Raw genomic sequence first — 19758 nt, 5'->3', positions numbered from 1 at the left:
GGTCTCAGGCGACGGAACCGGGGACGAAGCCGAAGGGCAGTTCCAGGCGGTGCCGGGCCATCAGCTCCTCGTCGCAGAGGATCTCGCCGGTCGGGCCGTCGGCGGCGATGACGCCCTCGCTGAGGACGAGCGCGCGCGGGCAGAGTTCCAGGGCGTACGGGAGGTCGTGGGTGACCATGAGGACGGTGACGTCCAGGGAGCGCAGGATGTCGGCGAGCTCGCGGCGGGAGGCCGGGTCCAGGTTGGAGGACGGCTCGTCGAGGACGAGGATCTCGGGCTCCATGGCGAGGACGGTCGCGACGGCGACGCGGCGCCGCTGCCCGAAGGAGAGGTGGTGCGGGGGCCGGTCGGCGAACTCCGCCATGCCGACCCGGTCGAGGGCGCGCCGCACGACGGCTTCCAGTTCGGCGCCGCGGAGCCCCGCGGCCGCCGGGCCGAAGGCCACGTCCTCGCGGACGGTCGGCATGAAGAGCTGGTCGTCGGGGTCCTGGAAGACGATGCCGACCTTGCGGCGGATCTCGGCCATGTGCCGCTTGCCGACGGGGAGCCCGGCGACGGTGACGGTGCCCGCGCCGCCGGTGAGGATGCCGTTGAGGTGGAGGACGAGCGTGGTCTTGCCGGCGCCGTTGGGGCCGAGGAGGGCGACCCGCTCGCCGCGTCCGACGGTGAGGTCGACGCCGAAGAGGGCCTGGTGGCCGTCGGGGTAGGCGTAGGCGAGGCCGGCGACCTGGAGGGAGGGCGGGGTGGTGGCGGGGTCGGTCACAGGGTCCATCCCAGGAGGCAGATCGGCAGTGCGGCGAGCGGCAGCGCGGCGGCGAGCGCCCACTGCGCGCGGGTGGCGGTCACCTCGTCGAGCACCGGCACGGTGCCGGTGTAGCCGCGGCTGACCATGGCGAGGTGGACGCGTTCGCCGCGCTCGTACGAGCGGATGAAGAGCGCCCCGGCGGTCTTGGCGAGGACGCCCCAGTGGCGGACGCCGCGCGCCTCGAAGCCGCGCGAGCGGCGGGCGACGGACATGCGGCGCAGCTCGTCGGTGATGACGTCGCCGTACCGGATCATGAAGGAGGCGATCTGGACGAGCAGCGGCGGCAGTCTCAGCCGCTGGAGCCCGAGGATGAGGGCGCGCAGCTCGGTGGTGGCGGCGAGGAGGACTGAGGCGGCGACGCCGAGGGTGCCCTTGGCGAGGACGTTCCAGGCGCCCCACAGGCCGGGGACGCTGACCGTCACGCCGAGGACGGTGGTCTGTTCGCCGGGGACGACGAAGGGCATGAGCAGCGCGAACGCGACGAACGGGATCTCGACGAGCAGCCGCCGCAGCAGGAACCCGGCGGGGACGCGGGCCTTCGCCGCCACGGCCGCGAGGAGCGCGGCGTAGAGCGCGAAGGCCCAGACGGCCTCGCGGGGCGTGGAGACGACGACCACGACGAAGCCGAGGACGGCGACGAGCTTGGTGTGCGGGGGCAGCGCGTGGACCGGCGAGTGCGCGTGCCGGTAGAGCTTGTGGGAGTGCCCCGCTCCCATCTCAGGCCTCCGCGGCGGCGGTCTTGCGGCGGCGTACGGCCCAGAAGGCCCCGGTGCCGACGGCGAGGGTGGCGCCCACGCCGATGACGCCCGCGAGGCCGCCGGAGAGGCGTGCGGTCTCGACGCCCTCGACGCCGTAGTCGGCGAGCGGGGAGCCGGCGGCGGCGTGCTCCTCGACGTGTCTGTCGATGCCCTGGTCGGCGGCGACCTTCTCCAGGCCGTCGGGGCTGGCGGAGGCGTAGAAGGAGACGAACCCGGCGAGGACGAGGGCGGTGACGAGACCGCCGAGCCACAGCTTCTTCGGGGAGCGGGTGGCCGGGGCGGTCGCGGGCGCCGCCGCGGGCGCGGCGTCGACGAGTTCGCCGTCGACGCGGAGCTTGAGCGGGGCGGTGAGGCCGCGGGCGCCGTACACGAGGTCGGGGCGGACGGCGACGACCGCGCCGACGGTGAGCATGGTGATGACGGCCTCGCCCACGCCGATGAGGACGTGGACGCCGAGCATGGCGGTGAGGACCTTGCCCACGGGGACGTCGGTGGTGCCGCCGATCGCGTAGAGCAGGGTGAAGGCGGCGGCCGAGGCCGGGACGGAGACGAGCGCGGCGACGAAGGAGGCCGCGGTCAGCGAGCGGCGGGTGCGGGGCAGGACGAGCACGAGGCCGCGGAAGAGCGCGTACGCGACGACGACGGTGACGACGCCCATGACGGTGATGTTCACGCCGAGGGCGGTGAGGCCTCCGTCGGCGAAGAGGACGCCCTGCATGAGCAGGACGACCGCGATGCAGAGGACGCCGGTCCAGGGGCCGACGAGGATCGCGGCGAGCGCGCCGCCGAGGAGGTGGCCGCTGGTCCCGGCGGCGACCGGGAAGTTCAGCATCTGGACCGCGAAGACGAAGGCGGCGACGAGGCCGGCCAGCGGGGCCGCCCGTTCGTCGAGCTCGCGGCGGGCCCCGCGCAGGGCGACGGCGACGGCGCCGGCGGCGACGACACCGGCGGCGGCCGATACGGGGGCGTTGATGAATCCGTCAGGTACATGCACGCCCTGAATGATGAACGCTCCTGCAAACAGCTTGCAAGAGCGTCCGGATCACAGGACGGCCTCCGAAACCGCCCCCGGACGTGGCGCGCGCGACACCGCGGCGGCGCTTGGGCCTCGCGGACGCCGGGAAGGAGTGGAACATTGGTAGTTAATGGGACTAAACGTGAGGGGCTCTCCGATGGACTCCGCCGACGGCCACGAGGCCGACCACCCCGCCGGCCGGACCGAGGGCGAGGGCCGGACCGAGGGCCGGATCCAGGACCGGATCGAGGGCCGGACGGAAGGCCGGATCGAGGACCACGCCCGCGGCCGCGTCGTGAGTGACGCCCCGCTCACCCGCCCCGTACCCGTCGCCCTCCGTTTCGATCCCGGTTTCTCTCCCCCCACGGTCCGTTTCGTCTTCCCCGGCGGCGTCGAGTGGTCCTTCCCCCGCTCCCTCCTGGAGACCGGGCTCCGTGCCCCGGCGCGCCGCGGCGACGTCGGCGTCTGGCCGTGCGGGCGGGTGCAGACCGTCGTGGAGTTCCACGGCCGGGACGGCGTCGACGTCGTGCAGTTCGACACCACGGCCCTGACCCGCTTCCTCCGTCACACGTACGCCGCCAAGCCTGCCGCCGGGTCCGGCGCCGAGCCCGTCGCCGGGGCCGCCGCCACCCACCCCGTACCCTCCCGGAACGCACGTACGCCGTCGGCGCGACAGTGACGTCACGCCGACGGCGTACGGCCGCGTCGGCTCCCCGTCCCCACGGATTCCGGCGCGGTCCGGGGCGCACCCCCCGCTCAGGGGCAGCCCCGGGGTCATGGAGGAGCGCGTCAGGCCTTGGCGAGCTCCGGCTTCCGGCCCTGCGGGCCGCGGCCGCCGCGGTCGTCGTGCGCGGCCAGGCCCTCGCCCTCGACGTCCACGTTGGGCAGGACGCGGTCGAGCCACTTCGGCAACCACCAGGCCTTGTGGCCGAGCAGGGCGAGCACGGCCGGGACGATCGCCATGCGGACGACGAAGGCGTCGAAGAGGACGGCGACGGCGAGGCCGAAGCCGATCATCTTGACCATCTGGTCATCCATGCCGATGAAGCCGGCGAAGACCGCGATCATGATCACGGCGGCGGCGGTGACCACCCGGGCGCTGTGCCGGAAGCCGGTCACGATCGCCTCGCCGGGGCGCTCCCCGTGGACGTAGGCCTCGCGCATGCGGGTGACGAGGAAGACCTCGTAGTCCATCGCGAGGCCGAAGACGACGCCCACCATGAAGATCGGCATCATCGACATGATCGGGCCGGTCTGCTCGACGCCGAACAGGCCGCCCAGCCAGCCCCACTGGAAGACCGCGACGACCGCGCCGAGGGCCGCGACGACCGAGAGCAGGAAGCCGAGGGCCGCCTTGAGCGGGACCAGGATCGAGCGGAAGACCAGGGTGAGCAGGACGAAGGCGAGGCCGACGACGAGGGCCAGGTAGGGCACCAGGGCGTCGTTCATCTTCTGCGAGAAGTCGATGTTCATCGCGGTGGCGCCGCTGACGAGGACCTCGTCGCCGGTGGCCTCGCGGATGTCGTGGACGAGCTGCTCGGTGGCGGCGGAGGACGGCCGGTCCTTCGGGACCACGGTGATCATGGCGGCGTCGCCGGCCTTGTTCGGGGTGGCCGGGGTGACGGCCGCGAAGCCTTCGAGGCCCTTGATCGTGTCGACGGTGCGGTCGGCGGTGGCCTTGTCGCCGTCGACGACGACGAGCAGGGGGCCGTTGAAGCCGGGGCCGAAGCCCTCGGACAGCAGGTCGTACGCCCGGCGCTCGGAGGTGGAGGTCGGCTTCGCGCCGTCGTCCGGGAGGCCCATCTCCAGGGAGGCGACGGGCACGGCCATCGCGCCGAGGCCGAGGACACCGACGACCAGCACCATCAGCGGGCGGCGGATGACGAACCGGGCCCAGCGGGTGCCCGCGTTCGCCTTGCCGTCCTTGGTGTCGCCGGCCTTCGCCGAAGCGGACGCCGGGGCCGGGGCCGAAGCGGACGCCGAAGCCGGGGCCGCACCCGCGGAGTCCGTCGCGGCCTTGCTCTTGCGCTGCTTGCGGCCGATGACCTTGTCACCGGCGAAGCCCAGCAGGGCCGGGATGAGGGTGAGCGCGATGAGGACCGCGATCACGACGGTTCCGGCGGCGGCGAAGCCCATCTTCGTCAGCATCGGGATGTTGACCACGGCCAGGCCGACCAGGGCGATGACGACGGTGAGTCCGGCGAAGACGACCGCGGAACCGGCGGTGCCGGTGGCGCGCCCGGCGGCCTCCTCCTTCGTCCGGCCCTCGGCGAGCTCCGCGCGGTAGCGGGAGACGATGAAGAGCGCGTAGTCGATGCCGACGGCGAGGCCGATCATCATCGCGAGGGTGGAGGTGGTGGAGCCGAGGTCCAGGACGTTGGCGAGCGCGGTGATCGTCGAGACGCCGATGCCGACACCGATGAGCGCGGTGATCAGCGGCAGTCCGGCGGCGACGAGCGAGCCGAAGGTCAGGACGAGCACGATGCCGGCGATGACGACGCCGATCGCCTCGCTGGTGCCGGACTCCGGCATGGTCTGGAGGGCGTCGCCGCCGACCTCGACGGTCAGCCCCTGGCCCTGCGCGCCGTGCCCGGCCTGCTTGAGGGCCTCGCGGGTCTCGTCGGTCAGCTCCATCGCGTTGACCTCGTACGTCACGGAGACGTAGGCGGTCGAGCCGTCGGCGGAGACCGCGCGCCCGGTGTACGGGTCGGTGACCTGCGCGATCTGGTCGGAGCCGGACTTCAGGGCGGCGACGGTCTCCTCGACGACGGCCTTGTGGCCGGCGTCGGTCATCTTCTCGCCGGCCGGGGCCTTGAAGACGACGCGCGCGGTGGCGCCGTCGGCGGCGGCGCCGGGGAAGCGCTCCTCGAGGAGGTCGAAGGCGCGCTGGGCCTCGGTGCCGGGTATCGAGAAGGAGCTGGAGGTCGCTACGGGCGCGGTGGCGGCGCCGACTCCGGCGATCGCCAGGAGCGCCACCCAGAGGAGGGCGACGAGCCGCCGGCGCCGAAAGGCGGAGCGGCCGAGCTTGTAAAGGAAGGTGGCCACGGGTGCGTACTCCCGGTGTGGGTGGGACAAGGGCGTGGGGAGCCGGCCCGACGGCGTGAGCGGTGCGCAGTCAGGTGGTGCGGGTGGTCGTGCGGGTGGTGCGGGTGGTCGTGCGGGTGGTGCGGGGTGCCGTGGGTGGGCGGGTGCCGCGCGGGGGCGCGGCGGCGGGGCCTCAGACGCCGAGTGAGGGGAGCACGACGGCGTCGAGGTAGGTGCTGAGGAACGCGTGGTCGACCGGTTGGTCGTCGATCAGGGGACGGGCGACGAACGCGCCGATCAGCATGTGCGGGACGAGCTTCAGCGCCGGGTTGTCGGCGGCGATCTCACCTCTGCGGACCGCACGCGTGAGCACCTCGTCGAGGCCGTTCATCTCGGGTTCGATGAGCAGCTCGCGCAGCGCCTGGTGCAGGTCGGGGTTCTCGTGGACGGCATGGGCCAGGCCCCGCATCAGCGCGGAGTCCTTCTCCATCTGGCAGTCGTCGGTCCGCTCCATCAGCGCCCGGAAGTCGCCGCGGAGCGAGCCGGTGTCGATCTCGGCGAGACTGACCGGCTTGCCGTGGCGCAGGGCCTTGGCGACGAGCTGGGGCTTGCTCCCCCACTGGCGGTAGAGGGTGGCCTTGCTGGAGTGGGTGCGGGCGGCGACGGCATCCATGGTGAGGGCGTCGTAGCCGACCTCGCGGAGGAGGTCGAGCACGGCTTCGTACAGCTCGGACTCACGCTCGGGGGTGAGTCTGCTGCGTGCCATGACCGGTCTCCGATCCGATCGAAACGGTGTCGTACACCTCGACGATACCCATCCGCTCAGCGAAACGAAACCGTTTCGTACGTGTCCTGGGCCACATCCCCGCCGCACCGGTGCCGTACCGCGCCCCCGCACGAAGACGCCCCCCACCCGAAGACGCCCGCATGTACGTACGAGTTGCCGCGGCCCCTCCGCGCGGAAAGCATGAGGAGGTGAGCGACGACGTGGCCTACCTCCGTTTCCCGCACCTCCACGACGACCTGCTGTGCTTCACCGCCGAGGACGACCTGTGGATCGCCCCCCTCGTCCCCGAGGGCGACCGGCCCGGCAGAGCGTGGCGGCTCACCGTCGACCGCACCCGGGTCGGCCACCCGCGCTTCTCCCCCGACGGCCGCCACATCGCCTACACGAACTGGCGCAGCCTCGACCCCGAGATCCACCTCGTCCCCGTCGACGGCGGTCCCGCCCGGCGGCTGACCCACTGGGGCTCCACCGACACCCGCGTCTGCTCCTGGACGCCCCCCGACAAGGACGGCCGCTCCGACATCCTCGCCGTCTCCTCGCACGGCCAGCCCTTCTCGTACTTCTCCTGGGCCTACCGGGTCCCCACCGACGGCTCCCCCGGCGCCCGCCTGCCCTGGGGGCCCGTCAGCGACATCGCCTGCGCCGACCGGCCCGGCGGGGACCGCCGCACCCTGCTCCTCACCGGCCGCCCGCCGCACGAGCCCGCCGCCTGGAAGCGCTACCGCGGCGGCGCCACCGGCCGCCTCTGGCTGCACGGCGAGCGGCTCCTCGAAGGCCTGGACGGGCAGCTCGACGCGCCCATGTTCGTCGACGGCCGGATCGCCTTCCTCTCCGACCACGAGGGCATCGGCAACCTCTACTCCTGCCTGCCCGACGGCACCGACCTGCGCCGCCACACCGACCACGACGCCTTCTACGCCCGGCACGCCTCCAGCGACGGGCGCCGCGTCGTCTACCAGTGCGCGGGCGAGCTGTGGATCGTCGACGAGCTGACCGCCGACTCCCGGCCCCGCAGGCTCGACGTACGCCTCGGGGGGCAGCGCGCCGGCCGCCGCCCGTACCAGGTGCCGGCCGCCCACCACGTCGACGCGCTCTCCGTCGACGAGACCGGCCGGGCCAGCGCCGTCTCCGTCCGCGGCAGCCTCTACTGGCTGACCCACCGCGACGGCCCCGCCCGCGCCATCACCGACACCCCCGGCGTCCGCGTCCGGCTCCCCGAGATGCTCGGCAGCGGCGGGCAGATCGCGTACGTCACCGACGCCGACGGCGAGGACGCCATCGAGGTCGCCTCCCTGCCGCGCGCCACCGGCGACCGGCCCCCGCGGCGGCTCGCCCCGGGCGAACTCGGCCGCGTCGAGGAACTGGTCTCCGACCCGGAGGGCGAGCGCCTCGCCATCGCCTCCCACGACGGCCGACTGCTCCTCATCGACGCGACCGAGGAGTCCAACGGCGAGGTCACCGAGCTGATCCGGTCCGTCAACGGGCCCGTCCGCGACCTGGCGTTCTCCCCCGACGGCTGCTGGCTCACCTGGTCCCACCCCGGCATCGGCCGCTCCCTGCGCTCCATCAAGATGGCCCGCATCTCCGGCCCGGGCACCCGGACCGTCGTCGACGTCACCAACGGCCGCTTCGAGGACGAGAACCCCGTCTTCACGCGCGACGGCCGCTACCTCGCCTTCCTCTCCTGGCGCGGCTTCGACCCGGTGTACGACGTGCACACCGGCGACCTGTCGTTCCCGCTGGGCTGCCGCCCCTACCTCGTACCGCTCTCCTCCGCCACGCCGTCCCCCTTCGCGCTGCTCCCCGACGGGCGGCCCGCGGCCGGCGGCCTCGATCCGGCCGACGACGAGGCGGAGAGCGGCGACGGCACGGTCACCGTGGAGGTCGAGGGCCTCCCGGACCGGGTCACCCCCTTCCCGGTCGCCGCCTCCAAGTACTCGGCGCTGCACCCCGTCAGCGGCGGCGGCCTGGTGTGGTTGCGCTGGCCGATCTCCGGCGCGCTCGGCGAGACGTTCGCCAACCCGGCGGACACCTCGGGCCGCCCCACCCTGGAGCACTTCTCGATCACCAAGGCCCGCCGCAGCGAACTCCTCAAGGACCTCGACTGGTTCGCGGTCAGCGGCGACGGTTCCCGGCTCGTCGTCGTCGACGAGGGCGAGCTGCGGGCCGTGCCCGCCACCGAGCCCGGCGACGGCGACTCCACCGTCTACCTCGACCTGCGGCGCATCCTCCACGACGTCGAGCCGGGCGCCGAGTGGCGGCAGGCCTTCGACGAGGCCGGCCGGATCGTCCGCGCCTACTTCTGGGAGCCCGGCATGGGCGGCGTCGACTGGACGGCCGTCCTCGACCAGTACCGGCCGCTCGTCGAACGGGTCGCCTCGCCCGACGAGTTCGCCGACCTGCTGCGCGAGGTCATGGGCGAACTGGCCACCTCCCACGCGTACGTGACGCCCGCCCGCCGCAACGAGGGACCGCCGCACTACCAGCGGCCGCAGGGCCTGCTCGGCGCCAACTTCGTTCCACGCGAAGAGGGTTGGATGGTCAAGCGGATCCTGCCCGGCGACTCGTCCGACTCCAAGGCCCGCTCCCCCCTCGCCGGCACCGGCATCCGGCCCGGCGCCGTGCTCACCCACGTCGACGGGCGGCCCGTGGACCCCGTCGCCGGGCCGTACCCGCTGCTCGCCGGGACCGGCGGCACCACCGTCGAGCTGACCTTCGTCCCCGCCGAGGGCGAGGGCCGCTCCCGGCGCGTCGCCGTCGTCCCGCTCGTCGACGAACGGCCCCTGCGCTACCAGGACTGGGTCGCCAAGCGGCGCGCGGTCGTCCGGGAGGTCAGCGGCGGCCGCTGCGGCTACCTCCACATCCCCGACATGGGCGGCTCCGGCTGGGCCCAGTTCAACCGCGACCTGCGCATGGAGGTCTCGCGCCCGGCCCTCATCGTCGACGTGCGCGGCAACGCGGGCGGCCACATCAGCGAGCTGGTCGTCGAGAAGCTGACCCGCAAGATCCTGGGCTGGGACCTCACCCGGAACGCGCAGCCCGTCTCGTACGCCTCCAACGCCCCGCGCGGCCCCGTCGTCGCCCTCGCCGACGAGGCCACCTCCTCCGACGGCGACATGATCACCGCCGCGTTCAAGCTCCTCGGCCTCGGCCCGGTCGTGGGCCTGCGCACCTGGGGCGGTGTCGTCGGCATGACCGGCCGCCACCGCCTCGGCGACGGCACCCAGATCACGGTCCCGATGAACGCGGCCTGGTTCCCGGAGTACGGCTGGTCCATCGAGAACCGCGGGGTCGAGCCGGACGTCGCCGTCATCCGCACCCCGCTCGACTGGGCCGAGGGACGGCACGCCCAGCTCGACGACGCCGTCCACATCGCCCTCGCGCTGCTGGAGAAGACCCCGGCGGCGAGTCCCCCGGGCTACGAGGACGTCCCGGACAACGCCCGCCCGAAGCTGCCGCCCCGGGCGAACGGCGCTCAGGACGCCAGCGCGAGGTCCAGCTCGTAGGCGGTGGCCCGCTCGCCGTCGTCGAGCGTCACGCCGCCCACCGCCCCGAACCCGGCGCGGGCGAGCACGGCGCTCGACGCGTCGTTGCCGACGGTCACGAAGGCGGTCAGCCGGCTGAGCCCGTACTCCGCGACGGCCAGCCGGCACACCTCCCGTACGCCCAGGGTGGCGAAGCCGCGGCCGGTCGCCTTCTCGGCGAGCCGGTAGCCGAGTTCGGCACTGCCCGTCCTGGGGTCCACGTTCAGCAGGTTGATCCGGCCGACGATCTCGCCGTCCTCGGCGACCAGCACGTGGAAGTGGATCTCCCCCGCGTCCTGCGCCTCGATCAGCTCCCGGTGCCGGGCGTCGAACTCCTCGAAGTAGGCGTCCCCCCGGTCGGGCACGCGTGCGGCGAAGAAGCCCCGGTTCTCCCGCTCGAAGACGAGCAGGGCGGAGGCGTGGTCGGGTCGGAGTCGCTCAAGTACGGCCATGGCGCTCACCGTACGAAGATCGGCCGCCGGACGCGCGCGACTTATGAGCCATGATGCCGGGACGTTCGAGTGCGCAGGCCGTGGGTCCGGCGTGCGTACGACGTGCGTGCGGCGTGGGATCCCCGGGTCCGGACGTGCGGAAGGCGCACCCGGCGTCCCGGGTGCGCCTTCCTCAAGGCGGCGTGAGCCGAAGGCTCAGGCCTGGCGGTCGCGGTTGCGCTCGCGCTCCATGCGCTCACGGGCCTCCTGCTTGGCCCGGTCCGTCGTCTCGCCGGAGCGCTCGCGCGACTGGGAGGCGCGCTCGGACGCCTCGTCCTTCGCGTGGCCCATGGCCTGCTTCGCCTGCTCCTTGGCCTGACCGGCCTTGTCCTTGATCTGGTCTCGCATGCCCATGAAGTTCACTCCTAGAAGGGTGAGTCGGGAAGCGGGGCGTTCTGCCCCTGGGCTGAGACCAGCTTGGCACGCGCGGACACTCTCCGCATGTCGACCGATTACGGTACGTATCGGACAGGGGAAGGGTGCAGGTCAGGCGCTCTCCTTCCGCGCCTGCTCGTCCGCCGCGCCGCCCGCGCCCACCAGCCCCTTGGAGACCGTGGAGAGCCGCGGCTCGAACCGCGCGACCTCGCGCTTGCCGACGGTCGCGATGATGCCGGGCAGGTAGCCGCGCACCGACTGCATCCCGCGCAGCCACCACTGCGCGTAGACGTGGGCGGAGCGCCGCTCGATGCCGGCCACGATCCGGTCGACGGCCGGGTCGAGGGGGTACGTGCGGTTCGCCGGCCACGGGAGCCGCTGCCGCAGCTCCTTCATCACGTCGTCCTGGTCGGCGCCCCGCACCATGTCGGTGTCGGTCCAGGAGAGGTAGCCGACGCCGACCTTCACGCCCTTGTACGCGACCTCGGCGCGCAGGCTGTGCGCGAAGGCCTCGACGCCCGACTTGGAGGCGCAGTAGGCGGTCATCATCGGGGCGGGGGTGATCGCGGCGAGCGAGGCGATCTGGAGGAAGTAGCCGCGGGACTCCATCAGGACGGGCAGGAAGGCCCGGCCGGTGACGGCGCCGCCGACGAGGTTGACCTCGATGACCCGCCGCCAGGCGACCGGGTCGGAGTTCACGAACGGTCCGCCGGCCGCGACGCCCGCGTTGGCGACGACGACGTCGACCTTCCCGAACCGTTCCTTCACCTCGGCCGCGACCCGGGCCATCGCCTCGTGGTCGGTGACGTCGGCGTGCCACCAGTCGGCCTCGGTGCGCAGCTGCCCGGCGACCTCCTTCAGCCGCTCCGGTTCCAGGCCGACGAGCGCGATCCTCGCGCCGCGGGCGGACAGCTTGCGGGCGAGGAGCTCCCCGACGCCGCGGGCGGCTCCGGTGACGACCGCGACCTGCCCCTCCAGGCTCACCCTGCTCATGCCTCTGCCTCCTCGTTCTCCTTCACGCCCAGGTACGTGAGGGTCAGTTCGCGGATCTGCGCGGTGACGGCCTCCGGGGCCTCCACCGGGGTCATGTGGCCCATGCCGGCCAGTTCGACGAGGCCCGTGCAGTGCGGCAGCGCCTCCGCCATGGCACGGGAGTGGACGGGCGGCGTGAGCCGGTCGGCGGTGCCGACGAGCACGGCGACGGGGAGCCGCAGCTGCCGCAGCCCCGCGTCGAGGTCGAGCCCCGCCAGGACCTGCGACCAGCCGTACCGGGAGGTGCGGGGGCAGGCGTGCACGATGCGGGCACAGGTGTCGACCCGCTCGGGGGCCGAACCGGGGCCCATCGTCGCGTACTTGAGGATCTTCTTCGACAGGGGCGTGACGGGCCCGAGCGGTGCCTTGGCGCCGAGGACGGCGCGGGTCAGCCGGCTGCGCAGTCCGCCCGGGCCGAGCGGGACGACGGTGGCCTCGTCGAGCAGCCGGTTCGGCCCGGTGGAGCAGAGCAGGACCGCGGCGGCGTGCTGCCGGACGGCGGGCCGTCCGGCAGCCGCCATGACGGTCATGCCGCCCATGGAGTGCCCGGCCAGGACGGCCCGTTCGCCGGGGCCGAGGGTGGCGGTGAGGACGGCCTCCAGGTCGTCGGCGAGGGCGGTCGTCGAGTAGCCGCCGGGGCCGGGGACCGGGGAACGGCCGTGGCCGCGCTGGTCGTAGGCGACGACCCGGTGGTCGACGGCGAGCGCCCGTATCTGCTCGGCCCAGAAGGCGGTGGAGCAGGTCCAGCCGTGGGCGAGGACGACGGCGGGCGCGCCGTCGGGGCCGTACACCTCGACGTGGAGGCGGGAGCCGTCGGCGGAGACGGCGGTCAGCTCGCGGGGCGCGGCGAGTCCGTGGAGGGTCACGCGGTCGACTCCTTGGTGCGGGTGGACGGCGTGCGCGCCTCCACGGTCCGGGTCCTGGGGGCGCGGATCACCTCGTACTCGGAGAGGTCGACGCGCCGGGTCTCGCGCCGGAACTCCGCCGTCGTCCCCGGCCACAGGGTGGTGTTGCGGCCGTGCGCGTCGAGGTACCAGCTGTTGCAGCCGCCGGACTTCCACACGGTCCGCTCCATCCGGGACTGGACCTTGCGGTTCCAGGCGCCGACGGCGGAGGGGCGGACGGCGAGGGCGGCGCGGCCGCCGAGGACGTCGAGCTGGCGGAGGTAGTCGGCCATGTAGTTCAGCTGGGACTCGATCATGAGGATCATGGAGGAGTTCCCGAGGCCGGTGTTGGGCCCGATGATCATCATCAGGTTGGGGAAGCCGCCGGCCGTGGCCCCGCGCAGCACCTGGACGCCGTCCTTCCAGGACTCGGCGAGCGTCTGCCCCTCGGCGCCGACGACCCGCTCGGCGATCGGGATGTCGGTGACGTGGAAGCCGGTGCCGAAGACGATCGCGTCGACCTCGGCCTCGGTGCCGTCGGCGGCGACGACGGTCGAGCCGCGGACCTCGCGGAGCCCTGCGGCGACGACGTCGACGTTGGGCCGGGCGAGCGCCGGGTAGTACGTGTTGGAGAGCAGGATCCGCTTGCAGCCGATGCGGTACGAGGGCGTCAGCTTGGCCCGCAGCTCCGGGTCCTTGATGGACCGGGCGATGTTCGCCCTGGCGAGCTTCTCGACGAGGCCGAGTTCGTTCGGGTGCTTGGTGAAGGCGCCGACCTGGAGTTCGCGGATGCCCCAGAGGATGCCGCGGCGCAGGGTGGCCGTGGCGGGCAGCGCGCGGTGGAGCCGGCGCTCGACGCCGCTGATCGCGCGGTCCATGCGGGGCATGACCCACGGGGGCGTGCGCTGGAAGAGGGTGAGCCGCCCGACCTCGCGCTGGATCTCGGGCACGATCTGGATGGCGGAGGCGCCGGTGCCGACCATGGCGACGCGCTTGCCGCGCAGGTCGTAGTCGTGGTCCCAGCGGGCCGAGTGGAAGACCTTCCCGGGGAAGTCGGCGAGGCCGGGGATGTCGGGGATCTGCGGGTCGGAGAGCGGCCCGCCGGCGGAGACGACGACGTCGGCGGTGAAGCGGCCGCCACTGGTCTCGATCTCCCAGCGCAGCGCCTCCGCGTCCCACCGCATCCGCAGCATCTCGTGGTTGAGGCGCAGGTGGGGGCGGATGCCGAAGGTGTCGGTGACGTGCTCCAGGTAGGCCCGGATGTGGCGCTGGCCGGAGAAGGTGCGGGGCCAGTCCGGGTTGGGCGCGAAGGAGAAGGAGTAGAGGTGGGAGGGGACGTCGCAGGCGCAGCCGGGGTAGCTGTTGTCGCGCCAGGCGCCGCCCACGGAGTCGGCCCGCTCCAGGACGACGAAGTCGGTGTTCCCCTCGCGGCGCAGCCGGACGGCGGCGCCGATGCCGCCGAACCCCGATCCGATCACCGCCACCCGTACGTGCTCGTGCTTCGCCATGCCGCCTCCCGTGCGCCCGGCCAAGATTCCGCCAGCAATCACTGGCACAGTCGGGACTGTAGAGCAGCTCCATACCGAGCGGTAGGGGTACGGCGAGGGAAAGTTACCGGCGGTACAACATAGGCTGGCGGGTGTGGCAGAAGGATCAGGAACCGCACCGGACGAGGCACCCGCACCGCACGCGGGCGCACGCGAGTACCGCATGGACGAACTGGCCGCCGCGGCCGGCATCACCGTGCGCACCCTGCGCTTCTACCGCGAGCGCGGCCTCGTCCCGCCGCCCCGCCGCGAGGGCCGCATCGCCTGGTACGACGAGCAGCACCTGGCCCGGCTGCGCACCATCGCCGCCCTCCTGGAGCGCGGGCACACCCTGAACGGCATCGCCGACCTCACCGCCGCCTTCGAGAGCGGCCGGGGCGTCCGCGAGGTCCTCGCGCTCCCCGCCCCCTCCGAGGAGGAGCCGGTCCGCCTCACCCCCGAGGAGCTGGCCGACCACTTCGCGGGCGAGGTCACCCCGGAGAACCTCGCCGCCGCGCTGGACCTCGGCTACGTCGTCACCGACGGCGAGGAGATCGTCCACATCAGCCGCCGGCTGCTCGACGTCTCCGCCGCCCTCGTCCGCGAGGGCGTCCCCCTCGCCGAGGTTCTGAAGGCCGGCGCCCGCGTCCGCGAACACGCCGACGCCCTCGCGGGCCTGTTCGCCGACCTCCTCCGCACCCACGCGAGCGCGGACGACCTCCAGCGCCTGCGCCCCCTCGCGAAGAGCGTGGTCGAAGCCGAACTGTCGATGGCCCTCGACCGCCACCTCAGCCCCACCCCGCGGGACCCCTCCACGGCAGGGTGAGCGGACGGGCCCGCGCTTCTACAGCCCGTAGACGGCGGTCACGGGCGCGTGGTCGCTCCACCGCTCGGCATGGGTCGCGGCACGCTCCACGTACGCCTTCACGGCCCTGGCCGCGAGGCCGGGCGTGGCGATTTGGTAGTCGATGCGCCAGCCGCTGTCGTTGTCGAAGGCGCGGCCGCGGTAGGACCACCAGGTGTACGGCCCCTCCTGCTCCGGGTGGAGGGCGCGGACGACGTCGACGTATCCGCCGTCGCCCTCCGCGAGGACCCGGGTGAGCCACTCCCGCTCCTCGGGCAGGAAGCCGGCGTTCTTCCGGTTGCTCTTCCAGTTCTTGAGGTCGGCCTCGTGGTGGGCGATGTTCCAGTCGCCGCAGACGACGACCTCGCGCCCGTCGGCGGCGGCGCGCTCCCGCAGCTCCTTCAGGTACGGCAGGAAGGCGGACATGAACCGGTACTTCTCGTCCTGGCGCTCGGTGCCGACCTCGCCGGAGGGCAGGTAGAGGCTGGCGACGGTGACACCGGGCAGGTCGGCCTCGACGTACCGGCCGCTGCCGTCGAACTCGGTCGAGCCGAAGCCGACGCGGACGGCGTCGGGCTCACGCCGCGTGTAGAGGGACACCCCGGCGCGCCCCTTGGCCGCGGCGGGCGCGTGCACGGCGAACCAGCCCTCGGGCGCCCGCACCTCCGCGGGCAGCTGGGCCTCCTCGGCGCGCACCTCCTGCAGACAGACGGCGTCGGCCGAGGTGCCCGCCAGCCACTCGACGAAGCCCTTCTTCGCGGCGGCGCGGAGGCCATTGACATTCACGCTGGTCACAGTGAGCATCCGGGGAGGATACCGACACCCGGCGCATGCATACATGTACGATACATCGCATGAACATCCAGCCCACGCCCTATGACCACCCCGACGCGGTGAAACTCAACGACGCGGTGCAACTGGAGTACGCCGCCCGCTACGGCGACGAGGGCGACGTCACACCGCTGGACGCGTCGATGTTCGTACCGCCGCTCGGCCTCTACCTCCTGGCGTACGACCCCCTGGGGGTGCCCGTCGCCACCGGCGGCTGGCGCACCCAGGACGAGAACGACCAGGGCTACGCGGACGGCGACGCCGAACTCAAGCGCATGTACGTGGTCCCCGAGGCCCGCGGCCTGGGCCTGGCGCGCCGCATCCTCGCCGTCCTGGAGGACGACGCCCGCGCCGCGGGCCGCACCCGCATGGTCCTGGAGACGGGCATCGCCCAGCCGGAGGCGATCGCCCTCTACGAGTCGTCGGGGTACGCGCCCTGCCGCAAGTTCGGCCACTACCGGGACTACCCCAACAGCCGCTGCTACGCGAAGTCGCTGACCTGACGGAAGACGGGCATGGTGAAGGGCTTCTTGTGCCGCCCCTCGGCAGCACCGCGCCGTGGGTCGAAGGAGCCCGTCCCCTCCCAGTTGCAGGCCATGAGGGGCTGGATGCGCGGGCACCGGATCGGACCGCCCTGCGCGGTGGAGGCGTTGGCGCGCTCGCGGTCGAGTCGATCGCACGGAAAAGCGGAAATCCCGCCCGATCTTTCGATCGGGCGGGATTCCCAGTGTCTGTGGACCTGTGGGGATTTGAACCCCAGACCCCCTCGATGCGAACGAGGTGCGCTACCAGACTGCGCCACAGGCCCTTGCGACGTGTGAAACATTAGCATCCCGATCGGCGAGAACAAAAATCGCTTCCGCCGCTGGTCAGCCGAGGGGTCATTCGTTGGCCGCCCGGGGGCGGTCCTCCTCCGCGTACTGGTCGAAGAGCGGGGTGCGGCCGTGGTCGCGGCCCTTGCGGGGCGGGGACGGGCGGCGGCGCGGGGACGCCTCGGGCGCGGGGGCCGGGGCGGGCGCCGGGTCCGCCGCCGTGGAGGAGCGGGCGGCGCTCCAGGTCTCCGGGTCCGTGATGTCGATGCCACCGGTGGCGCGCGGGGCGACCGGGGCGGTGACGTACGTGGGGAGCGGCACCGGCACCGGGTCCCAGCTGTCGCCGCGGGCCGGGCCGCGCTCGCGCTGCTGGTCCACCCACTCGGCGTGGTCGGTCTGCTCGACGAGGGCGCGCCGGTCGGCCTCCTGCGGGGAGACCGCGGGGGCGGGGGCCGCCTCCGGCTCGGGCGCGGGCGCCGGGGCGGGGCGGCGGCTCTCGCGGAGGCGGGCGGCGGCGTCCTCGGCGCGGCGCCGGTCCATGACGTACACGAAGCGGCGCCGCTCCTGGGCGCGCAGGTGGACGATGTACGCGCTGAGGAGCACCGCGGGGACGGCCGGCGCCCACAGGAAGGCGATGCCGCCGACGGCGGCGACGACGGCGCCGAGGGTGAAGGCGACGAAGAGGATCGTGGTGGTACGCCGGCGGCGGGCGAGGACCTTGCCGCGGCGGGCGCGTTCGGCGGCGCCGCCGCCCGCGGGCTGCCGGGCGGGCGCCGGGGCGCTCTCGCGGGCGGCTTCCCGCGCGGGCTCGCGCGCCGGCGCGGGGCCGGCGCCCGGTCCGGGCCCGGGTTCGGGTTCCGGCCGCGGGAGTTCGAGGCGCGCTTCGGTCCTGGCCGCGGGCGCGGAGAAGGCCCGGACGTCGACCGAGCTCAGATGCTCGGTCTCCGCGTCCGGGTCCACGTCGGGCACCGCTCCGTCCGCCGTACGGTCCCGCTCGCGCAGCTCCTTGGCGTACCGGCGCTCCATGCCCGCCCGTCCGGAAAGCAGCCGGATGGCGGTGCTGAAGCGTTCCGTCGGACGGGCTTCGTTCAGCTCGTCCTGCCTGCGGAGCCACATCGGCACCAAGTAGGCGGCCCAGGCCCCGACGATGACTGCGTAGATGAGGCCGCTGCTGCTCACGCCTCACACGGTAGAGGGGTTCTGTGACGGCCATCGGCCAATTGGCCCGGTGTGTCGCACGATCTGGCTGATATCACTGAACTTTTTTGTGATTGTTCCGATCGATTGACGCTCAAGCCCCGCTGGAATTCGAACATTTATTTTATTCGCTTCATTGGGCGGGGTGTTGACGGCGTGCCAGGTGCCAGCGCCGCAGCAGTCCGTCCGGCACCTCCTCGGCCGTCAGCGCGAAGACGAGGTGGTCGCGCCAGGCGCCGTCGATGTGGAGGTAGCGGGGGCGCAGCCCCTCCTCGCGGAAGCGGAGCTTCTCCACGACGCGCCGCGAGGGCCCGTTCTCGGGGCGGATGCAGACCTCCACCCGGTGCAGTCCGACCGTGCGGAAGCAGTGGTCGACGGCGAGCGCGACCGCCGTCGGCATGACCCCGCGCCCGGCGACCTCGCCGTCCACCCAGTAGCCCACGTGCCCGGAGCACATGGAGCCCCAGGTGATTCCGGCGACGGTCAACTGGCCGACGAGGCGGCCCTGGTACTCGATGACGAACGGCAGCATGCGGCCCGCGTTCGCCTCGGACCGCAGGTGGCGGACCATCTGGCGGTACGTCGGCCGCTGCGCGGGCGGGGCGCCCGGCGCGGGCGGCGGCACGGTCGCCTCCCAGGGCCGCAGCCACTCGCGGTTGCGGCGGTTGACCTCGCGCCAGGCCTTGTGGTCCCGCATCCTTATCGGGCGCAGCAGGACGTCGCCGTCGACGAGGACCGCCGGCCAGGACGGGATCATGACGCCGGGCCCGCTTCCGCGGGTCTCGGGTGGTCGCCGCCGCGGATCTGGTCGACGGCGTGGCGCAGCAGCGGTGCGAGGACGGCGAGCCCGTCGCGTACGCCGCCGGTCGAACCGGGCAGGTTCACGATGAGGGTGCTGCCGGCGACCCCGGCCAGGCCGCGGGAGAGCGCCGCCGTGGGGACCTTCTCCCGGCCGTACGCGCGGATCGCCTCCGGGATGCCGGGGATCTCCCGCTCCAGGACCCGGCGGGTCGCCTCGGGCGTCGCGTCGGTGGGCGAGATGCCGGTGCCGCCGGTGGTGACGATCACGTCGTACGCGGCGGCGACGCCGGCCCGGAGGGCGGCCTCGACGGGCGCGCCGTCCGGGACGACCTGCGGGCCGTCCACGGCGAAGCGCAGACCGCGCAGGGCCTCGGCGACGATCGGGCCGCCCTTGTCCTCGTAGACCCCGGCGGAGGCGCGGTTGGAGGCGGTGACGACGAGGGCGCGGTAGGCGTCGGCGGGGGTCTCGGCGGGCTCCGGCGCGGGCCCGTCGTGCTCGTGCGCCCCGGTGACCCGGCCCGCGCGCGTCACGCCTCGCTCCGCGTCCAGTGGCCGGACTTGCCGCCGGTCTTCTCCTCGACGCGCACGTCGGAGATGACGGCGCCCTTGTCGACGGCCTTCACCATGTCGACGACGGTGAGGGCCGCGACGGAGACCGCCGTCAGGGCCTCCATCTCGACGCCGGTGCGGTCGGTGGTCTTCACCGTCGCCAGGATCTCGACGGCGTCGTCGGCGACGGCGAGGTCGAGGGTGACGCCGGAGACGGCCAGCGGGTGGCAGAGCGGGATGAGGTCCGGGGTCTTCTTCGCGCCCATGATCCCGGCGATGCGGGCGGTGGCGAGCGCGTCGCCCTTCGGGACTCCCTCGCCGCGCAGCAGCTCGATCACGCGGGGCGAGACGAGGACCCGCCCGCTGGCCCGCGCGGTGCGGGCCGTGACGTCCTTCGCGGAGACGTCGACCATGCGGGCCGCACCCGCCTCGTCGATGTGGGTGAGTCCTTGCTGCGTGCTCATGGCCGTGACACTCCCGGTCGCTGTGTGGGACGACACCGT

19 protein-coding genes and 1 tRNA gene are annotated in these 19758 nt (G+C 73.4%); 4 read left to right on the top strand and 16 right to left on the bottom strand.

Features of this window, described 5'->3' with window-relative positions:
* Nucleotides 1-4: 4 nt before the first annotated feature.
* The 3 genes from ACWDVG_RS20990 to ACWDVG_RS20980 are packed head-to-tail and all read right to left on the bottom strand — an operon-like array spanning nt 5 to nt 2557.
* The gene (locus ACWDVG_RS20990; RefSeq protein ID WP_451700813.1) at nt 5-772 is read right to left on the bottom strand and encodes an energy-coupling factor ABC transporter ATP-binding protein; all 768 of its coding nucleotides are present in this window, start codon (nt 770-772) and stop codon (nt 5-7) included.
* The gene (cbiQ, locus tag ACWDVG_RS20985) at nt 760-1521 is read right to left on the bottom strand and encodes a cobalt ECF transporter T component CbiQ (protein WP_451700812.1); all 762 of its coding nucleotides are present in this window, start codon (nt 1519-1521) and stop codon (nt 760-762) included. Before cbiQ ends, ACWDVG_RS20990 begins: the two co-directional genes overlap by 13 nt.
* Nucleotide 1522: 1 nt before the next feature.
* Nucleotides 1523-2557: an energy-coupling factor ABC transporter permease gene (locus tag ACWDVG_RS20980; RefSeq protein ID WP_451700811.1), complete on the bottom strand. Its 1035-nt coding sequence runs from the start codon at nt 2555-2557 to the stop codon at nt 1523-1525.
* Nucleotides 2558-2735: 178 nt separating this feature from the next.
* On the opposite strand from ACWDVG_RS20980, the gene ACWDVG_RS20975 reads away from it, so the two are divergent.
* Nucleotides 2736-3257, top strand: coding sequence for an SsgA family sporulation/cell division regulator (locus tag ACWDVG_RS20975; protein WP_451700809.1), 522 nt, complete (start codon nt 2736-2738; stop codon nt 3255-3257).
* Between the two features lie 110 nt (nt 3258-3367).
* On the opposite strand, the gene ACWDVG_RS20970 is transcribed toward ACWDVG_RS20975, so the two are convergent.
* Together ACWDVG_RS20970 and ACWDVG_RS20965 are read right to left on the bottom strand one after the other, a co-directional pair.
* Entirely contained in the window at nt 3368-5623 is a 2256-nt protein-coding gene (locus ACWDVG_RS20970) for an MMPL family transporter (RefSeq protein ID WP_451700808.1), read from the bottom strand.
* Between the two features lie 172 nt (nt 5624-5795).
* On the bottom strand, nt 5796-6368 hold the full coding sequence (locus ACWDVG_RS20965) for a TetR/AcrR family transcriptional regulator (protein ID WP_451700807.1): 573 nt from the start codon (nt 6366-6368) through the stop codon (nt 5796-5798).
* Between the two features lie 209 nt (nt 6369-6577).
* Between ACWDVG_RS20965 and ACWDVG_RS20960 the strand changes: the two genes are divergently transcribed.
* Nucleotides 6578-9895, top strand: coding sequence for a S41 family peptidase (locus tag ACWDVG_RS20960; protein WP_451700806.1), 3318 nt, complete (start codon nt 6578-6580; stop codon nt 9893-9895).
* Here ACWDVG_RS20960 and ACWDVG_RS20955 read toward each other — a convergent pair.
* The 5 genes from ACWDVG_RS20955 to ACWDVG_RS20935 form a co-directional block, all read right to left on the bottom strand.
* On the bottom strand, nt 9865-10365 hold the full coding sequence (locus ACWDVG_RS20955) for a GNAT family N-acetyltransferase (RefSeq protein WP_451700805.1): 501 nt from the start codon (nt 10363-10365) through the stop codon (nt 9865-9867). The two genes, ACWDVG_RS20960 and ACWDVG_RS20955, sit on opposite strands and share 31 nt — an antisense overlap.
* 195 nt (nt 10366-10560) lie before the next feature.
* On the bottom strand, nt 10561-10758 hold the full coding sequence (locus ACWDVG_RS20950) for a hypothetical protein (protein ID WP_451700804.1): 198 nt from the start codon (nt 10756-10758) through the stop codon (nt 10561-10563).
* Between the two features lie 132 nt (nt 10759-10890).
* Nucleotides 10891-11772 (bottom strand): SDR family oxidoreductase, encoded by an 882-nt coding sequence (locus ACWDVG_RS20945; protein WP_451700803.1) that lies wholly within the window; start codon nt 11770-11772, stop codon nt 10891-10893.
* Nucleotides 11769-12677, bottom strand: a complete 909-nt coding sequence (locus ACWDVG_RS20940; RefSeq protein ID WP_451700802.1) for an alpha/beta fold hydrolase — start codon at nt 12675-12677, stop codon at nt 11769-11771. The genes ACWDVG_RS20945 and ACWDVG_RS20940 overlap by 4 nt, the downstream gene beginning before the upstream one ends.
* Nucleotides 12674-14203, bottom strand: coding sequence for a flavin-containing monooxygenase (locus ACWDVG_RS20935; RefSeq protein ID WP_451700801.1), 1530 nt, complete (start codon nt 14201-14203; stop codon nt 12674-12676). Before ACWDVG_RS20935 ends, ACWDVG_RS20940 begins: the two co-directional genes overlap by 4 nt.
* A 202-nt stretch (nt 14204-14405) precedes the next feature.
* Here ACWDVG_RS20935 and ACWDVG_RS20930 point away from each other — a divergent pair, with 202 nt between their 5' ends.
* Nucleotides 14406-15047, top strand: coding sequence for a MerR family transcriptional regulator (locus ACWDVG_RS20930; protein ID WP_451700861.1), 642 nt, complete (start codon nt 14406-14408; stop codon nt 15045-15047).
* Nucleotides 15048-15065: 18 nt separating this feature from the next.
* Here ACWDVG_RS20930 and ACWDVG_RS20925 read toward each other — a convergent pair whose 3' ends face one another.
* Nucleotides 15066-15869 (bottom strand): exodeoxyribonuclease III, encoded by an 804-nt coding sequence (locus ACWDVG_RS20925; protein WP_451700799.1) that lies wholly within the window; start codon nt 15867-15869, stop codon nt 15066-15068.
* Nucleotides 15870-15919: 50 nt separating this feature from the next.
* On the opposite strand from ACWDVG_RS20925, the gene ACWDVG_RS20920 reads away from it, so the two are divergent.
* Nucleotides 15920-16399, top strand: a complete 480-nt coding sequence (locus ACWDVG_RS20920) for a GNAT family N-acetyltransferase (protein ID WP_451700798.1) — start codon at nt 15920-15922, stop codon at nt 16397-16399.
* Between the two features lie 231 nt (nt 16400-16630).
* Here ACWDVG_RS20920 and ACWDVG_RS20915 read toward each other — a convergent pair.
* The 5 genes from ACWDVG_RS20915 to moaC all read right to left on the bottom strand — a co-directional run bounded on the left by ACWDVG_RS20915 (nt 16631) and on the right by moaC (nt 19719).
* A tRNA-Ala gene (locus ACWDVG_RS20915) sits at nt 16631-16704 on the bottom strand.
* 73 nt (nt 16705-16777) lie between these two features.
* The gene (sepX, locus tag ACWDVG_RS20910; protein WP_451700796.1) at nt 16778-17887 is read right to left on the bottom strand and encodes a divisome protein SepX/GlpR; all 1110 of its coding nucleotides are present in this window, start codon (nt 17885-17887) and stop codon (nt 16778-16780) included.
* 151 nt (nt 17888-18038) lie between these two features.
* Entirely contained in the window at nt 18039-18662 is a 624-nt protein-coding gene (locus tag ACWDVG_RS20905) for a GNAT family N-acetyltransferase (protein ID WP_451700795.1), read from the bottom strand.
* Entirely contained in the window at nt 18659-19237 is a 579-nt protein-coding gene (locus tag ACWDVG_RS20900) for a MogA/MoaB family molybdenum cofactor biosynthesis protein (protein ID WP_451700794.1), read from the bottom strand. The genes ACWDVG_RS20905 and ACWDVG_RS20900 overlap by 4 nt, the downstream gene beginning before the upstream one ends.
* The gene (moaC, locus tag ACWDVG_RS20895; RefSeq protein WP_365761207.1) at nt 19234-19719 is read right to left on the bottom strand and encodes a cyclic pyranopterin monophosphate synthase MoaC; all 486 of its coding nucleotides are present in this window, start codon (nt 19717-19719) and stop codon (nt 19234-19236) included. The genes ACWDVG_RS20900 and moaC overlap by 4 nt, the downstream gene beginning before the upstream one ends.
* Nucleotides 19720-19758: the final 39 nt, after the last annotated feature.

The sequence above is a fragment of the Streptomyces sp. NPDC003327 genome, from assembly GCF_053589515.1.
Note: the sequence above shows the minus strand (reverse complement) of the source record. Positions and strands in the feature narration are given on the sequence as shown.

What these genes read in the sequence shown, in the direction of transcription:
- ACWDVG_RS20905 (WP_451700795.1), bottom strand. Translation starts at nt 18,662, where the DNA reads ATGATCCCGTCCTGGCCGGCGGTCCTCGTCGACGGCGACGTCCTGCTG.
- ACWDVG_RS20925 (WP_451700799.1), bottom strand. Translation starts at nt 15,869, where the DNA reads ATGCTCACTGTGACCAGCGTGAATGTCAATGGCCTCCGCGCCGCCGCG.
- ACWDVG_RS20975 (WP_451700809.1), top strand. Translation starts at nt 2,736, where the DNA reads ATGGACTCCGCCGACGGCCACGAGGCCGACCACCCCGCCGGCCGGACC.
- ACWDVG_RS20945 (WP_451700803.1), bottom strand. Translation starts at nt 11,772, where the DNA reads ATGAGCAGGGTGAGCCTGGAGGGGCAGGTCGCGGTCGTCACCGGAGCC.
- ACWDVG_RS20990 (WP_451700813.1), bottom strand. Translation starts at nt 772, where the DNA reads ATGGACCCTGTGACCGACCCCGCCACCACCCCGCCCTCCCTCCAGGTC.
- ACWDVG_RS20950 (WP_451700804.1), bottom strand. Translation starts at nt 10,758, where the DNA reads ATGGGCATGCGAGACCAGATCAAGGACAAGGCCGGTCAGGCCAAGGAG.
- moaC (WP_365761207.1), bottom strand. Translation starts at nt 19,719, where the DNA reads ATGAGCACGCAGCAAGGACTCACCCACATCGACGAGGCGGGTGCGGCC.
- ACWDVG_RS20920 (WP_451700798.1), top strand. Translation starts at nt 15,920, where the DNA reads ATGAACATCCAGCCCACGCCCTATGACCACCCCGACGCGGTGAAACTC.
- cbiQ (WP_451700812.1), bottom strand. Translation starts at nt 1,521, where the DNA reads ATGGGAGCGGGGCACTCCCACAAGCTCTACCGGCACGCGCACTCGCCG.
- ACWDVG_RS20955 (WP_451700805.1), bottom strand. Translation starts at nt 10,365, where the DNA reads ATGGCCGTACTTGAGCGACTCCGACCCGACCACGCCTCCGCCCTGCTC.
- ACWDVG_RS20935 (WP_451700801.1), bottom strand. Translation starts at nt 14,203, where the DNA reads ATGGCGAAGCACGAGCACGTACGGGTGGCGGTGATCGGATCGGGGTTC.
- ACWDVG_RS20930 (WP_451700861.1), top strand. Translation starts at nt 14,406, where the DNA reads ATGGACGAACTGGCCGCCGCGGCCGGCATCACCGTGCGCACCCTGCGC.
- ACWDVG_RS20965 (WP_451700807.1), bottom strand. Translation starts at nt 6,368, where the DNA reads ATGGCACGCAGCAGACTCACCCCCGAGCGTGAGTCCGAGCTGTACGAA.